General features: G+C 68.2%; 13 protein-coding genes and 1 tRNA gene. 2 read left to right on the forward strand and 12 right to left on the reverse strand.

The window, feature by feature from the left end:
* The first annotated feature begins 76 nt into the window (after positions 1–76).
* Together mrdA and rodA are read left to right on the forward strand one after the other, a co-directional pair.
* Complete coding sequence (mrdA, locus tag CFB81_RS16085; protein ID WP_089435773.1) at positions 77–2,359, forward strand: penicillin-binding protein 2; 2,283 nt, start codon at positions 77–79, stop codon at positions 2,357–2,359.
* Between the two features lie 11 nt (positions 2,360–2,370).
* Entirely contained in the window at positions 2,371–3,519 is a 1,149-nt protein-coding gene (gene rodA / locus CFB81_RS16090) for a rod shape-determining protein RodA (RefSeq protein ID WP_050011130.1), read from the forward strand.
* 68 nt (positions 3,520–3,587) lie between these two features.
* On the opposite strand, the gene CFB81_RS16095 is transcribed toward rodA, so the two are convergent.
* From CFB81_RS16095 to CFB81_RS16150, 12 genes are all read right to left on the reverse strand, one after another.
* On the reverse strand, positions 3,588–4,343 hold the full coding sequence (locus CFB81_RS16095) for a tetratricopeptide repeat protein (protein ID WP_069618227.1): 756 nt from the start codon (positions 4,341–4,343) through the stop codon (positions 3,588–3,590).
* Positions 4,340–5,125 (reverse strand): HpcH/HpaI aldolase/citrate lyase family protein, encoded by a 786-nt coding sequence (locus tag CFB81_RS16100; RefSeq protein WP_089435774.1) that lies wholly within the window; start codon positions 5,123–5,125, stop codon positions 4,340–4,342. The genes CFB81_RS16095 and CFB81_RS16100 overlap by 4 nt, the downstream gene beginning before the upstream one ends.
* Positions 5,126–5,457: 332 nt before the next feature.
* Positions 5,458–5,910 (reverse strand): 6-carboxytetrahydropterin synthase QueD, encoded by a 453-nt coding sequence (queD, locus tag CFB81_RS16105; protein WP_006477472.1) that lies wholly within the window; start codon positions 5,908–5,910, stop codon positions 5,458–5,460.
* Between the two features lie 18 nt (positions 5,911–5,928).
* On the reverse strand, positions 5,929–6,561 hold the full coding sequence (gene queE / locus CFB81_RS16110; protein ID WP_050011126.1) for a 7-carboxy-7-deazaguanine synthase: 633 nt from the start codon (positions 6,559–6,561) through the stop codon (positions 5,929–5,931).
* A gap of 76 nt (positions 6,562–6,637) precedes the next feature.
* Positions 6,638–7,372 (reverse strand): 7-cyano-7-deazaguanine synthase QueC, encoded by a 735-nt coding sequence (gene queC, locus CFB81_RS16115; RefSeq protein ID WP_089435775.1) that lies wholly within the window; start codon positions 7,370–7,372, stop codon positions 6,638–6,640.
* Positions 7,373–7,722: 350 nt separating this feature from the next.
* A tRNA-Phe gene (locus CFB81_RS16120) sits at positions 7,723–7,798 on the reverse strand.
* A gap of 60 nt (positions 7,799–7,858) precedes the next feature.
* The gene (gene esaR, locus CFB81_RS16125) at positions 7,859–8,560 is read right to left on the reverse strand and encodes a response regulator transcription factor EsaR (RefSeq protein ID WP_069618230.1); all 702 of its coding nucleotides are present in this window, start codon (positions 8,558–8,560) and stop codon (positions 7,859–7,861) included.
* Positions 8,561–10,975, reverse strand: a complete 2,415-nt coding sequence (gene esaS / locus CFB81_RS16130) for a sensor histidine kinase EsaS (protein WP_089435776.1) — start codon at positions 10,973–10,975, stop codon at positions 8,561–8,563.
* The gene (locus CFB81_RS16135; RefSeq protein WP_069618232.1) at positions 10,965–11,555 is read right to left on the reverse strand and encodes a DUF4390 domain-containing protein; all 591 of its coding nucleotides are present in this window, start codon (positions 11,553–11,555) and stop codon (positions 10,965–10,967) included. The genes esaS and CFB81_RS16135 overlap by 11 nt, the downstream gene beginning before the upstream one ends.
* Positions 11,552–12,943, reverse strand: coding sequence for a 16S rRNA (cytosine(967)-C(5))-methyltransferase RsmB (gene rsmB, locus CFB81_RS16140; RefSeq protein ID WP_089435777.1), 1,392 nt, complete (start codon positions 12,941–12,943; stop codon positions 11,552–11,554). The genes CFB81_RS16135 and rsmB overlap by 4 nt, the downstream gene beginning before the upstream one ends.
* A 257-nt stretch (positions 12,944–13,200) precedes the next feature.
* On the reverse strand, positions 13,201–14,058 hold the full coding sequence (htpX, locus tag CFB81_RS16145) for a zinc metalloprotease HtpX (protein WP_011546484.1): 858 nt from the start codon (positions 14,056–14,058) through the stop codon (positions 13,201–13,203).
* A gap of 100 nt (positions 14,059–14,158) precedes the next feature.
* Entirely contained in the window at positions 14,159–14,800 is a 642-nt protein-coding gene (locus CFB81_RS16150; RefSeq protein WP_069618233.1) for a LysE family translocator, read from the reverse strand.
* Positions 14,801–14,900: the final 100 nt, after the last annotated feature.

Here is a 14,900-nt window from a genome sequence, read left to right on the forward strand (position 1 = left end):
GCCCCCACGCCCGCCGCGCGCCGCGCTCCGGGGCGGCACCTCGCCCGCGCCCGCGCGCGGGCCAGATTGCCCTTAAATGACCGAATTCAACGACACCCAACAGCAGCTCTCGAGGTTCCGCCTGCGCGTCGCGGCGGCGGGCGTGTTCGTGTTCGTCTGCTTCGGGCTGCTCGCGAGCCGCTTCTTCTACCTGCAGCTGATGCAGCACGGCAAATACGCGCTGCAGGCCGAGGAAAACCGCATCTCGGTCGCGCCGATCGTGCCGAACCGCGGGATCATCACCGATCGCAACGGCGTGATCCTCGCGAAGAACTACTCGGCGTACACGCTCGAGATCACGCCGTCGAAGCTCGACGACACGCTCGACAACACGATCGACAAGCTGTCCGAGATCATCCCGATCGACGCCCGCGACCGCCGCCGCTTCAAGAAGCTGCAGGAAGACTCGAAGAACTTCGAGAGCCTGCCGATCCGCACGCGGCTCACCGACGCGGAAGTCGCGCGCTTCACCGCGCAGCGTTTCCGCTTCCCCGGCGTCGACGTGCGCGCGCGGCTGTTCCGCCAGTACCCGCTCGGCATGACGGCCGCGCACGTGATCGGCTATATCGGCCGGATCTCCAAGCGCGACCAGGATCGCATCGACGCGATCAGCGACGACAACGACAGCGATCAGGAGCACTACGATCCGCGACGCGACGCGAACAACTACAAGGGCACCGACTACATCGGCAAGATCGGCGTCGAGCAGAGCTACGAAACCGAGCTGCACGGGCTGACGGGTTTCGAGGAAGTCGAGGTGACCGCCGGCGGCCGGCCGGTGCGCACGCTGTCGCGCACCCAGGCGACGCCCGGCAACAATCTCGTGCTGTCGCTCGACATCGGGCTGCAGCAGGTCGCCGAGCAGGCGTTCGCCGGCAAGCGCGGCGCGCTCGTCGCGATCGAGCCGAAGACGGGCGACGTGCTCGCGTTCGTGTCGTCGCCGAGCTTCGACCCGAACTCGTTCGTCGACGGCATCGACCAGCAGACCTGGGACGAGCTGAACAACTCGCCCGACAAGCCACTGTTGAACCGCCCGCTGCACGGCACCTACCCGCCCGGCTCGACGTACAAGCCGTTCATGGCGCTCGCGGGCCTGACGCTCGGCAAGCGCACGCCGGGCTGGGGCTTCCAGGATCCCGGCTACTTCACGTTCGGCGGCCATACGTTCCGCAACGACGTGCGCTCGGGCCAGGGCTGGGTCGACATGAACAAGGCGATCATGGTGTCGAACGACACCTACTTCTACATGCTCGCGCGCGACCTCGGCGTGAACGCGATCGCGAACTTCATGAAGCCGTTCGGCTTCGGCCAGATCACCGGGATCGACATCCAGGGCGAGGCGCGCGGGATCCTGCCGTCGACCGACTGGAAGAAGAAGGCGTTCAAGAAAGCGGCGCAGCAGAAGTGGTTCGACGGCGAGACGATCAGCCTCGGGATCGGCCAGGGCTACAACTCGTTCACGATCCTGCAGCTCGCGCATGCCACGGCAACGCTCGCGAACAACGGCGTCGTGATGAAGCCTCACCTCGTGAAGGAAGTCGAGGATCCGATCTCGCGGGCGCGCCACCTGACCGTGCCGAAGGAAAGCGACGTGATTCCGCTGAAGGCGGCCGACATCGACGTCGTGAAGCGCGGGATGGAGAACGTGATCGAGAACCCGTCCGGGACCGCGTACAAGGTGTTCCGCGGCGTGCCGTACCTCGCGGCCGGCAAGACCGGTACCGCGCAGGTGTTCTCGCTGCAGGGGTCGAACTACAAGGGCCATCTGCTCGCCGAACACCTGCGCGACCACGCGCTGTTCATCGCGTACGCGCCGGTCGACCATCCGCAGATCGCCATCGCGCTGGTCGTCGAGAACGGCGGCTGGGGCGCGCAGGCCGCCGGCCCGATCGCACGCCGCGTGCTCGACTACTACCTGGTCGAGCGCCAGAACCCGAAGAACGAAGCCGCGGCCGTGGCCGCCGCGGCGTCGGCCACCGAGCCGGTGAGCGCGCCCGTGGTCGGCGACACGTCGAAGCCGGCCACGATCGCGGCCGGCTTCACCGCGCTGCCGCAGCCGGTCGTGCCGTCGCCGGCCAGCGCGGCCGACGCGGCATCGGCCGCGTCGGGGGCCTCGGGGGCCTCGGGAGCGGCCAGCGCCACCGCGCCGGCCGACGCGAGCGCCGCGGCACCGATGGCCGCGAGCCTGCCGCCGATCCGGCGACCGCACCGGCCGCGCCGGTCGGCCAGCGACGCACAGCCGGTCGTCGCCACGCCGCGGGACGACAACCACCGTGCGACGGCCCCCGCGAAAGCGGCGGACGCCGGCACCGCTCATTAACGGAGAAAGGCATGCAATTCGACAAGCGCGCCTGGCTCGACAAGATCAAGCAGATGTTCGCGGGCTTCGACCGCCCGCTCGCCCTCATCGTGTTCCTGCTGCTGTGCGTCGGCATCGTCACGCTGTACAGCGCGTCGATCGACGTGCCGGGCCGCGTCGAGGACCAGTTGCGCAACATCCTGCTGACGTTCGTGCTGATGTGGGTGATCGCCAACATCCCGCCGACCACGCTGATGCGCTTCGCGGTCCCGCTCTATACGTTCGGGGTCGCGCTGCTGATTGCCGTCGCGCTGTTCGGGATGACCAAGAAGGGCGCGAAGCGCTGGCTGAACGTCGGCGTCGTGATCCAGCCGTCGGAAATCCTGAAGATCGCGACGCCGCTGATGCTCGCGTGGTACTACCAGCGCCGCGAAGGCGGGCTGCGCTGGTACGACTTCGTCGCCGCGTTCGGGATCCTGATGGTGCCGGTCGGGCTGATCGCGAAGCAGCCCGACCTCGGCACGGGCCTGCTCGTGTTCGCGGCCGGCTTCTTCGTGATCTACCTCGCCGGCCTGTCGTTCAAGCTGATCGTGCCCGTGCTCGTCGCGGGCGTGATCGCGGTCGGCTCGATCGCCGTGTTCGAGGAACGCATCTGCCAGCCCGAAGTGCAGTGGCCGCTGATGCACGACTACCAGAAGCACCGTGTGTGCACGCTGCTCGACCCGACGTCCGACCCGCTCGGCAAGGGCTTCCACACGATCCAGGCCGTGATCGCGATCGGCTCGGGCGGCGCGCTCGGCAAGGGCTACCTGAAAGGCACGCAGGCGCACCTCGAATTCATTCCGGAAAAGCACACCGACTTCATCTTCGCGGTGTTCTCGGAGGAATGGGGGCTCGCCGGCGGGCTCGTGCTGCTGACGCTGTACATGGCGCTGATCGCGCGCGGCCTCTACATCGCCGCGCAGGGCGCGACGCAGTTCGGCCGGCTGCTCGCGGGCTCGCTCACGCTCGCGTTCTTCGTCTACGCGTTCGTCAACATCGGGATGGTGAGCGGCGTGCTGCCAGTCGTCGGCGTGCCGCTGCCGTTCATGAGCTACGGCGGCACCGCGCTCACGACGCTCGGCATCGCGATCGGGATGATCATGAGCGTCGGGCGGCAGCGGCGGCTGATGAAGAGCTGACCGCGCGGCCTGCACCGCGATACGCGAAAACGGCGCCCCGGCGCCGTTTTTCATTGGGCGAGGGCCGCTTACTGCGGCGGCGCGTGCGCCTTGCCTTGCTGCGCCGCGCCGGCGCCCGATGCCGGCGTCGGCGCCTTCAGCCGCGCACTCAGCTCCTTGAATTTCAGCCCGGCCGTCTCGTCGCCCTGCGCGGCCGCCGCCGCGTAATACGCGCGCGCGATGTTCAGGTTCTGCGCGACGCCGTCGCCGCCACGCTCGTAGAACGACGCGGTCACGTACTGCGCGACGGGCTCGCCCGCGTCGGCGGCCTGCTTGTACCACACGAACGCCTGCCGGTTGTCGCGCGGCGTGCCGCGCCCGTCGAGGAACTGGTTCGCGAGCGACAGCTCGGCCTGCACGTGCCCCTGCTTCGCGGCCCGCAGGAACCAGCGATGCGCTTCAGTCGGGTTGCGCGCGACGAACTCGCCGTCGTCGAACATCCGGCCGTACACGTACTGCGCATGCGACATGTTCGCTTCCGCCGCGCGCTTCAGCCAGCGCAGTCCTTCGTCGACGTTCGCCGTCACGCCTTCGCCCGTCAGCAGCATCATCGCGTAGTTGAACTGCGCGAGGCGATCGCCGCGCTCCGCCGCATCGTGGAACTGCACGAGCGCCGCGCGATAGTCGCCGGCGTTGTAGTCGGCGACCGCCGATTGCGTCTCGTGCGACGGATCGGGCTTCGCTTGCGGCGCGCCCTGCGCGGCGGCCGCCGCCCACACGGTCCACAGCCCGACCATCGCCCCGATCCGCACTCGCCTGCGGCACACAGCGCCTCCTCCGTTCATGACCGTACCTCCTGCAACGCCTGCCGCGTCGCGCGCAACAGCCAGCTCACGTCGGCCGATACCGTGATCATCCGGTATCCGGCGTCGCGATATTGGCGCGCGGCCGCCGTATCGCCGGCGAAGATGCCGACCGCGACCCCCGCCTGCTTGCCGGCCGCGAGCACGCGCGCCATCGCGGTTTCGACGTCCGGGTGGCGGATATCGCCGAGATGCCCGAGGCTCGCCGCGAGATCGGCCGGGCCGACGAACAGGCAATCGACGCCGGGCGTCGCCGCGATCCGCTCGACTTCGGCGACGCCGCGCGCCGATTCGACCTGCACGACCACCGCGACTTGTGTATTCGCCGTCTGCAGGTAGTCGCGGCGCATGCCGAATGCCGCCGCGCGCACCATGCCCGCCACGCCGCGCAGCCCGTCGGGCGATTCGGGCGACGGGAAGCGCGTGAGCCGCACCGCGTGCGCGGCGTCGTCGGGCGTCTCGATACACGGGAACATCAGCGTGCGCGCGCCGGCGTCGAGCGCGCGCTTCACGAGCCACGGCTCGCGCGCCGGCACGCGCACGACCGGCTCGCTCGGCAGGTGCGCCGCGGCGATCGCGCGCAGTTGCGACGCCACGTCGCGACTGTCGTTCGGCGCATGCTCCATGTCGATGCAGAGCCAGTCGTAACCGGCATGCGCGAGCGCTTCCGCGGCCGAGTCGCTGCCGAGCGACAGCCACAGGCCGTACAGCGGCTCGTCACCGTCGCGCAGGCGTTGTTTGAGGGAATTGGTGAGCGTGCTCATCGATACGGCCTCCGGGACGGAACGGCAATCGAACGGGACAAGCAACAGGCGCGGCGAAACGCACCCCGCCGGGCAATCGAAGCACGGCGGCGGCGGCAGATCGCGCGCCGGAGAACGTGAGTCGGGGCGGGACGGCCAATCTGACAGCGCGGGCCGCGCGATGGCTCACGCGAGCGTGTTTCGGTGCCGCACGACGATCATAGCGCGGCGGGTGCTCGATGCGGGAACAGACGGGGGAAGCCGTGCCGGCGCAGGACCAAGGGAAGCGACGCCGCCAGACGCGGTGACGGGCAGCCCGCGCCGGACGGCGGGCTGCCGGGGGGCAGGCAGGATCAGCGGCCGGGCTGGCGCTCGACGTCGGCCCAGCAGTTCGGCGTCTCGTACAGGCGCACGCGCTCGAGGCGCAGGTTCACGCCGTAGTGCGCGTCGTACACGTTCGCGAGGAGGTCGAACGCGATCGCCGCGAGGTTCTCGACGGTCGGGATCCGGTCGATCACGACCGTCTTGTGGTCGGCCATCTGCTCGAGGAACGAGCGCACGACGTCGTCGCGCGCATAGACCAGGAACGCGTGGTCCCACTTGCTGACGAGGTGCTCCATCGCGAGCGCCTTCACGTCGGCGAAATCCATCACCATGCCGCGGTCGGGCGCGCCCTCGGTATCGACGAGATCGCCGCGCAGCGTGATTTCGAGCACGTAGCGATGGCCGTGCAGGTTCCTGCACTGGCTGCGGTGATCGGGGATGCGGTGGCCCGCGTCGAATTCGAGTTTTCGGGTAATCAGCACGATGTCAAAAGCCGTGGCTCAAGGAATGTTCAGATATTTGTGGGTCTGCATCGACAGCCGCCACTGCGGATGACGCTTGCACCAGTCGATCGCGAGCTTCGTGTTGAGGTCGCGCGACGGGCCGTCCATCGGCTGCACGAGAAAATACTCGAAATCGAGCTTCGCGTAGTCGGCCAGCCGCTGGTTGTCCTGCGGCACGACGACCTTCAGTTCGTTGCCCTTCGTGACGACGAGCGGCGCATCGGCCTTCGGGCTCACGCAGATCCAGTCGATCGTGTCGAGCACCGGCAGCGAACCGTTGGTCTCGATCGCGATCTCGAAGCCGGCCGCATGCAGCGCGTCGACGAGCGGCTGGTCGAGCTGCAGCATCGGCTCGCCGCCCGTGCAGACGACGAAGCGGTGCGCTTCGCCGTCCGGCCACAGGCCGGCGATCGTCGCGACGAGCGCGGCGGCATCCTTGAACTTGCCGCCGTTCTCGCCGTCGGTGCCGACGAAATCCGTATCGCAGAAGCGGCACACGGCCTCCGCACGATCCTCTTCGCGGCCCGACCACAGGTTGCAGCCGGCGAACCGGCAGAACACGGCCGGCCGGCCCGCATTCGCGCCCTCGCCCTGCAACGTGTAGAAAATTTCCTTGACCGCGTAAGTCATCGTGCTTCGTCCGGCTCGCGCCGCTCGTTGTCGATCAGAATCCGTTGTCCATCAAGCGCTGCCCGCGCGAGCCGCGTCACAGCGGCGCTTCGGTCACCCGCTCGCCCTTCAGGTAGGCCTCGTAGCCGCGCTTGCGCAGCTTGCAGGCCGGGCATTCGCCGCAGCCGAAACCCCAGTCGTGCAGCTCCGCGCGCTCGCCCACGTAGCACGTATGCGTCTCGACGCGGATCAGTTCGACAAGCGCGTCGCCGCCGAGCTGTTCGGCAAGCTGCCAGGTCTGCGCCTTGTCGAGCCACATCAGCGGCGTCTCCAGCACCATGCGCGTATCCATCCCGAGATTCAGCGCGACCTGCAGCGCCTTCATCGTGTCGTCGCGGCAGTCCGGATAGCCGGAGAAATCGGTTTCGCACATCCCGCCGACCAGCACGCGCAGCCCGCGGCGATAGGCGATCGCCGCGGCGATCGTCATGAACATCAGGTTGCGGCCCGGCACGAACGTGTTCGGCAGGCCGTTCGCCGTCGTTTCGATCTCGATCGTACGCGTCATCGCGGTATCGCTGATCGCGCCGAGCACCGACAGGTCGATCATGTGATCGTCGCCGAGCCGGTCCGACCACGCCGGAAACGTGTGCTTCAGCGCTTCGCGCACGCCTTCGCGGCACTCGAGTTCGACGCGATGACGCTGGCCGTAGTCGAAGCCGAGCGTCTCGACCGTCTGGTAGCGTTCGAGGGCCCATGCCACGCACGTGGCGGAGTCCTGCCCGCCGGAAAACAACACGAGCGCGCCGTCTTTAGCGTCTGTCCGAATCACCGTGATACTCCGTGAATGTGTAGGCTCGCGTCGCACTGCGCCCCGAGGCCGGCTGCCGCCGGGCGGCCGACGCGGCCGGCCTGCGCCGGCCCGACCAGTATAGGCAGCGCGGTGGGCCGCGAATGCGGCGGCGCGCTTATACCGCTCATCGCGCGGCATCGTGGCCGCGCGCCACGGCAGGCGCGCCGCGGGCAGCCTGCCATGCGCATGAAGCGATGCGCTAAGTCATTGAGCGGGCACGGATTTTATCATGCCCCGGCGAATGCTGCCGGGCCCGCCGATCACGACGCGCGATATCCACCACAAACGAAAAACCCCAAGAACCTTCCGATTCTTGGGGTTTTAAATGCTGGTGGCCTGGGACGGAATCGAACCATCGACACGCGGATTTTCAATCCGCTGCTCTACCAACTGAGCTACCGGGCCAACGAAGAATGAAAGTATATCGAGCTATTCGCCCCCGAGCAAGTGCTTTCGCGAAATATTTTACAGCGCACCTTCGGACGGCTTCTTGCCGAGCTCGACGCCGAGCTGCTTGAGCTTGCGATACAGGTGCGTGCGCTCGAGGCCCGTCTTCTCCGCGACGCGCGTCATGCTGCCGTTCTCGCGCGCGAGGTGATATTCGAAGTACGCGCGCTCGAACGCATCGCGCGCCTCGCGCAACGGGATGTCGAACGGAATCGCGGCCGTCTGGCCCGCGAGGCCGAGCGCCGACGCCATGTCGTCGCCGAGCGTCGGCAGCGCCGCCGCGGACGCGACCGCCGCCGGCCCCGCGGCCTGCCCGCCGCCCGCCTTCGCCGCCGTGTTCGCGGACACCGGCGCGGCGCCGCGCGCAAGACCGTGCTCGACCGACTTCAGCAGCTTCTGCAGCGCGATCGGTTTCTCGAGGAAATCGAGCGCACCGATCTTCGTCGCCTCGACGGCGGTATCGATCGTCGCGTGCCCGGACATCATGATCACGGGCATCGTCAGCAGCCCCTGCGCCGCCCATTCCTTGAGCAGCGTGACGCCGTCGGTATCGGGCATCCAGATATCGAGCAGCACGAGATCGGGCGCCTGATTCAGCCGGTATTCCCGCGCGGCCTGCGCGTTCTCCGCCGCCTCGACGACATGTCCTTCATCGCTGAGGATCTCCGAGAGCAATTCCCGGATGCCCATTTCATCATCTACCACCAGGATGGTTGCCATTTACGCTGCCTTTGTCTGCTCACTTGCTTTTGTCTTGGCGGGAGTCGCCCCGTCCTGCGCACCGGGTTCGGCGCCTGGCGTATCGCTCGCCATCTGCAGGAACAGGATCGACACCTGCGCACCCTCGACGGTCTCGCCGTGCATGCGATTGCGCAGATCGATCCGCGCGCCGTGCTCGTCAACGATTTTCTTGACCGTGGCCAGCCCGAGCCCCGTGCCCTTCGCCTTCGTCGTCACGTAAGGCTCGAACGCGCGGGTCAGGATGCGTGCCGGAAAACCGGGCCCGTTGTCGGACACGGTCAGACGTACCGCGACGCGCGTTTTGCCCTCGGCGTCTGGGCCGCCATATTCTACTGTCTTGGTTTCGATCAACACACGCGGATGCGCGGACTCCGCAACCGAATCCTGCGCATTCTGCAGCAGGTTGTGAATCACCTGGCGCAATTGCGTCGCGTCACCGCGAATCACCGGCAGCGACGGCGCGAGTTCGGCGACGATCGGGTTCTTGCCTTCGCCGACGCCGTACAGCCCGAGCACCTCGCTCGCCAGTTCGTTCAACTGCAGGTTCGCGAGCACCGCCGGCGGCGTGCGCGCGTATTCGCGGAAATCGTCGACCATCCGCTTCATCGCGGCGACCTGGTTCACGATCATCGTCGCGCCGCGCTTGAGCACGTCCGCGTCGGGCGGTGAAAGCTTGTCCGACAGCTTCATCTGCAGCCGCTCGGCCGACAGCTGGATCGGCGTCAGCGGATTCTTGATCTCGTGCGCGAGCCGCCGCGCGACCTCGCCCCACGCGACCGAACGCTGCGCGGAAATCACGTCGGAGATGTCGTCGAACACGACGACGTAGCCGGACGTCTGCGGATCGTCGGCCTGGCCCTCGACCGTCGACACGAGCCGCGTGCCGCGCACGAGCAGCGTCAGCGGATCGGTTTCGCCCGGCACCTCGATCGCGAACTGCTGCTGCCAGTGGCCGCGATCGCCGCTGCCGCCGTCGGACGCCGCCTCGCGATCGGCGAACGCCTTGCGCACCATCGCGCCGAACCCGGCGGCCACGCCGATCCGGTCGAGCGTCGTGCCGATCAGCGAGTTGAACGGCTGCCGGAAGATCCGCTCGGCGCCGCGATTGGCCGTCGTCAGCCGGAACTGGCGGTCGAGCACGAACACGCCGGCCGTCAGGTTCGCGAGGATGCTCTCGAGATACGTCTTCGAATGCTCGAGCGCGATGCGGTTCTTCTCGACCGCGAGCCGCGCCTCCGACAACTGGCGCGTCATCGCGTTGAACGACTGCGTGAGGAAGCCGAGCTCGTCGCGCGTCTTGATCTCGCGCTTCGGCGTGTAGTCGCCTTCCGTGATCTCCTTCGTGCCCTGCGCGAGCAGGAACAGCGGCCGCGCGAGCTGCTGGCCGAGCGCGAGCGCGAGCATCATCGCGATGAAAGTCGCGAGGAACAGCGCGAGCGTCAGCGTGCCGATGTACATCTTGCGCAGGCCCGTGCGGCCGAGCGACTTTTCCTGGTACTCGCGGTACGCGCGCTGCACGGCGTCCGCGTTGTGCGCGAGGCCGGGCGGCACCGGCTGCGTGAGCTGCAGGAACCGCTCCGCCGGCTGCAGCAGCGACGTCGTCGCGTCGGGAATCGGCCGCACGACGCGCAGCCGCAGTGCGCCCTTCGCGCCGTGCGCACGCGGGTCGCCGTCGACTTCGCCCTCGATCGCCGCATACGCGCCGTGTTCGCGCGCCTGGCTCAGCATCAGCGGCGTCGGCAGGTCATCCGGAATCAGCGCCGCGAAATTGCCCGATGCCTGCGCGATGATGTGCAGGTCGGGCGCCGCGCCCGAGCCGCCGCGGCTCGGCTCGACGATCGTCGCGTCCTGCACCCCGAACTGGTCGCGCAGCCGCAGCAGCGTGAGCGTCGTGCCGTTCGTGTTCGCATCGACGCTCGCGAGCTGGTCGGACATCAGCCGCGCCTTCGTCTGCAGATCGGACAGCGACGCATCGAGCATCCCGCGGCCGAGGTTCAGGCCGGCCGTCAGCGCGGTCTCGACGTTCACGTCGAACCACGATTCGATACTGCGCGACACGAACTGGTACGACACGATGTAGATGATCCCGCCCGGCACCACGCCGACGAGCGCGAAGAACACCGCGAGCTTCGCGAGCAGCCGCGTGCCGAACTTGCCCTTCCTCAGGCGCACGACGATCATCCCGATCAGCCCGAGCACCACGAGCAGGAACACGAGCGCGACGACGATGTTCGTCGCGTACAGCCACGAGTAGTAGCGGTCGAAGAATTCGGTGTTCGCGCTCGCGGCCGCGAGCAGCACGAGCAGCAGCAGCGCGGTCAGCGCGACCGTCGAGACGATCACGCGGATGAGGAGACTCTTCCCGCTGGCCGCGCGGCGCACTTTATTTAGCACGTTCGGTCACCGTGAAGTTGAAGCGCTTCCAGTCCGACCCGAGCGTCCAGTCGCGGTTGTTCACGGCATCGACCTGGAACGGCTTCGGCATCAGCGCCGTATCGAGCTGCATCCGCACCGACGCCGTGTAGGTTTCGCCCGCGCGCACCTGGTTGCGGTCGATCACGTGCCACGACGTGATGTGCCGGACCACCGCGAGCGCATCCTTCAGCGACGGGAAGCCGAGCTGCAGGCCGCCCGTCGACACGCGGTATTCGCGCGTGAGCGGCTGGAACGACAGGCGGATCGTCTGCGTGACCGCCACCGGCTGCTCGTCGAACCAGTACCAGCGCGCGCGGCTCAGCTCGAAGTCCGTCGTGAAGTAAAGCGGGATGCCCTTGTTGACGGCATCCTCGAGGTTCGGATTCAGCTCGAAGTCGAACCGTGCGTCGAGACTCCAGCCGCTTCCGTCGGACTGGAGCGACGCGCGCTGCACGGCGATCGATTCGGCATGCGCCGGCCGGACGACGGCCAGACACAGCGTCAACGCGACCAGCAAGACGGCCGCGAGCCGAAGGGGAAAAAGGTGTTTGATCGTCACCGTTTCTGAAACCGCGCGTAGAAAAATCCGTCGTGATCGGTGTTCTGGTCGAGTGCGCCGGCGGCCGCCCGTCCCTGCACGCCGCCCGGCAGCAGTTGGCCGGGGGCGTCCAATCGTACCGCATCTTCACAGGCCGCTTCAAACCAGCGGGCCTGCAATTCGCCTTCCTCGGGGAAGATCGAGCAGGTCACGTAAAGCAGTTCGCCGCCCGGCTTCACGAGCGGCCACAGCGCCGACAGGATGCGACGCTGCTCCGCGACCAGCGCCGGGATGTCGGCCTCGCGGCGCAGCCAGCGGATGTCGGGGTGCCGCCGCACGATGCCGGACGCCGAGCACGGCACGTCGGCCAGGATGCGATCGAACGGACGTCCGTCGTACCACGCGTCAGGTGCGCCCGCGTCGCCGACGCACACGTTCGCGGCGAGCGACAGGCGCACGAGATTCTCGCCGATCCGCGCAGCGCGCGTCGGGTCGCTTTCGAGCGCCACGACGTCCGCATCGGCGAGTTCGAGAATATGGCCCGTCTTGCCGCCGGGCGCCGCGCATGCATCGAGCACGCGCATGCCGTCGCGCGCGCCGAGCCATTCGGCCGCGAGCTGCGCGCCCGCGTCCTGCACCGACACCACGCCGTCGGCGAATCCCGGAATGCGTTCGACCGGCAGCGCCGACGCGAGCCGCACCGCATGCCGGCCGATCGCGGTCGCGTCGATCCCGTTCGCACGCAGCGTGTCGAGATACGCGTCCACGCTCGCGCGGCGCGCGTTCACGCGCAGCGTCAGCGGACCCTGACGCTCGCCCGCCGCGAGAATCGCCTGCCACGCGTCGGGCCATGCGCGCTTCACCGCATCGACCCACCATTCGCGGTAATTCCAGCGCGCGACCGGGTCGTCCTGCATCGCGGCGACGAGCGCGTCGCGCTCGCGCAGGAAACGGCGCAGCACCGCGTTGACCATTCCCTTCGCGAACGCGAATTCGCGCCGCGCACCGATGACGGTGACGGCCTGGTCGACCACCGTGAACGCCGGGTACGCGGCCTCGTCCGCCGGGTCGAGCAGCAGCGCGAACGCGCCGGCGAGCACCGCGTGCACGTGCGCGGGCGGCGCCTTGCTGACGAACTTGCCGATCAGCCAGTCCGCGCTGCCCAGGCGGCGCATCGTCCGGTAGGCGACGTCCTGCGTCGCGCCGCGCGCGAGTGCCTGCGCACCGGACGGCATCTGCGCGAATACCGCCGACAGCGCCGCCGGCAACGCGGTGCCGCGTCGCACCGCATCGACCGCCTGCGCGGCCGCGTCGAGCGCGAAGCCGAGCGAATCGGGCGCCAGGTGCAGCGCAGCCAGGCGCGCCGGGCGGCCGGAGGAGGTCGGAGCGGAAGAACGGGGTCGTGTCATCGGTGCGGAATCGGCAAACAGGCGCGGCAATCGGGCGCGGCAATCGGGTGCGGCAATCGGGTGCGGCAAAGAAATGCGGCAAACGGCGGGATCGCAACCGCCAGATGGCCCGGCGATCCCAAACCGCGCATTGTAGCGTGCAGCCATGCCGCCCCTTTGGCCCCTTTACGGCGCGCACAAATGAAACACCCCGCAGCGCGAAGCATGCGGGGTGGCGAGCAACGCCGCGCGGCAACGGCCGCACGGGTCGCCGACGGTCACTCGAAGCGGCCGGTGCGCGCCATCTCCATCAGGCGCGCGATGCGCTCCTCGGTGGCCGGGTGCGTCGAGAACAGGTTCTGCAGGCCGCCGCCGTGCAGCGGGTTCATGATCATCATCTGGGCGGTGGCCGGGTGCGCCTCGGCCGCCTGGAACGGGATGCCCGCCGCATAGCGATGGATCTTGTCGAGCGCGGTGGCGAGCGACTGCGGATCGCCGGAAATCTGCGCGCCGCCGCGGTCCGCCTCGAACTCGCGGGCCCGCGAAATCGCCATCTGGATCAACGCGCCGGCGATCGGCGCGAGCAGCGCGACCGCGATCCCCGCGATCGGGTTGGCCGGCCGGCCGTTCTCGTCGCGCCCGCCAAAGAACATCGCGAAGTTCGCGAGCGCCGAGATCGCGCCCGCCATCGTCGCGGTGATCGTCGAGATCAGGATGTCGCGGTGCTTCACGTGCGCAAGCTCGTGCGCCATCACGCCGCGCATCTCGCGCTCCGACAGCACGCGCAGGATGCCCGTCGTCGCGGCGACCGCCGCGTGCTCGGGGTTGCGGCCCGTCGCGAACGCGTTCGGTGCGTCCTCGTTGATCAGGTAGACGCGCGGCATCGGCAGGTTCGCGCGCGTGGCGAGCTCGCGCACCATCCGGTAGAACTGCGGCGCCGTGTTCTCGTCGACTTCCTGCGCGTTGTACATGCGCAGCACCATCTTGTCCGAGAACCAGTACGAGAAGAAATTCATGCCGAGCGCGAACAGCAGCGCGATCGTCATGCCGCGCGAGCCGCCGATCATCCCGCCGATCACGATGAACAGGGCCGTGATCGCGGCCATCAGCATCGCCGTTTTGACCCAATTGAACATACCCACTCCTTATCCGTCAGGGGACCCGCCGCGCATCGCAGCGCACGGCGGAAAATTGTAAGCAATTTGTTAGATAAGGTCTCGCCGGAAAAATTCAATCTCAGCGTTGCGAAGCTGCAAGACGAAGGCCGAGGCCGACAAAAGCGCTGCCCACGGTACGGTCGAGCCACTTCTTGACGCCCGGCTTGCCGGAAAAGCGCTGCGTGACGCTGCCCGCCACCCACGCGACCAGGCTCGTCCACACCGTGCTCATCGCGACGAACACCGCGCCGAGGGTCAGGAACGCCCAAGCCTTGTGCGGGCTGTCGGCCGACACGAACTGCGGAAAGAACGATACGAAGAACAGCACGACCTTCGGATTCAGCACGTTGGTCCAGAAACCCTGCATGAACAGCTGGCGCAGCGGCTTGGCGGCCGCGGCCTGCGCGGCTTCGGCGCCCGACGGCGCGGCGGCCTGCTTCGCGATGATCATCCGCACGCCGAGATAGATCAGGTACGCGGCGCCAACCAGCTTGATCACCGTGAACGCGGTTGCCGACGCCGCCAGCAGCGCGGTCAGCCCGAACGCGCAGGCGAGCGCGTGGACGCAGCAGCCGGCCGAAATGCCGAACGCCGACATCAGCCCGGCACCGCGCCCCTGCGCGACGCTGCGGCCGACGATGTAGGCCGTATCGGGACCGGGCGTGATGTTCAGCAGGAAAACCGCGAACACGAAGAAGCCGAAATGGGTGATGCCGAACATGAAAACCTCGAAACCGGAGAGCGCAGGGAAATTCTACGCGCGGCTGGGGCCCCGCGCGACTCGGCCGTCCGGCCGGTTGCGCCGGGCCGGCAGACCGGGT

Origin of the sequence: Burkholderia sp. AU28863, assembly GCF_002223195.1 — a bacterium.
Taxonomy (GTDB): domain Bacteria; phylum Pseudomonadota; class Gammaproteobacteria; order Burkholderiales; family Burkholderiaceae; genus Burkholderia; species Burkholderia sola.

Bases quoted from the DNA above. Each gene is read 5' to 3' on its own strand.
- CFB81_RS16150 (WP_069618233.1), bottom strand. From the start codon at position 14,800: ATGTTCGGCATCACCCATTTCGGCTTCTTCGTGTTCGCGGTTTTCCTG.
- rodA (WP_050011130.1), top strand. From the start codon at position 2,371: ATGCAATTCGACAAGCGCGCCTGGCTCGACAAGATCAAGCAGATGTTC.
- CFB81_RS16095 (WP_069618227.1), bottom strand. From the start codon at position 4,343: ATGAACGGAGGAGGCGCTGTGTGCCGCAGGCGAGTGCGGATCGGGGCG.
- CFB81_RS16100 (WP_089435774.1), bottom strand. From the start codon at position 5,125: ATGAGCACGCTCACCAATTCCCTCAAACAACGCCTGCGCGACGGTGAC.
- htpX (WP_011546484.1), bottom strand. From the start codon at position 14,058: ATGTTCAATTGGGTCAAAACGGCGATGCTGATGGCCGCGATCACGGCC.
- esaR (WP_069618230.1), bottom strand. From the start codon at position 8,560: ATGGCAACCATCCTGGTGGTAGATGATGAAATGGGCATCCGGGAATTG.
- queE (WP_050011126.1), bottom strand. From the start codon at position 6,561: ATGACTTACGCGGTCAAGGAAATTTTCTACACGTTGCAGGGCGAGGGC.
- rsmB (WP_089435777.1), bottom strand. From the start codon at position 12,943: ATGACACGACCCCGTTCTTCCGCTCCGACCTCCTCCGGCCGCCCGGCG.
- mrdA (WP_089435773.1), top strand. From the start codon at position 77: ATGACCGAATTCAACGACACCCAACAGCAGCTCTCGAGGTTCCGCCTG.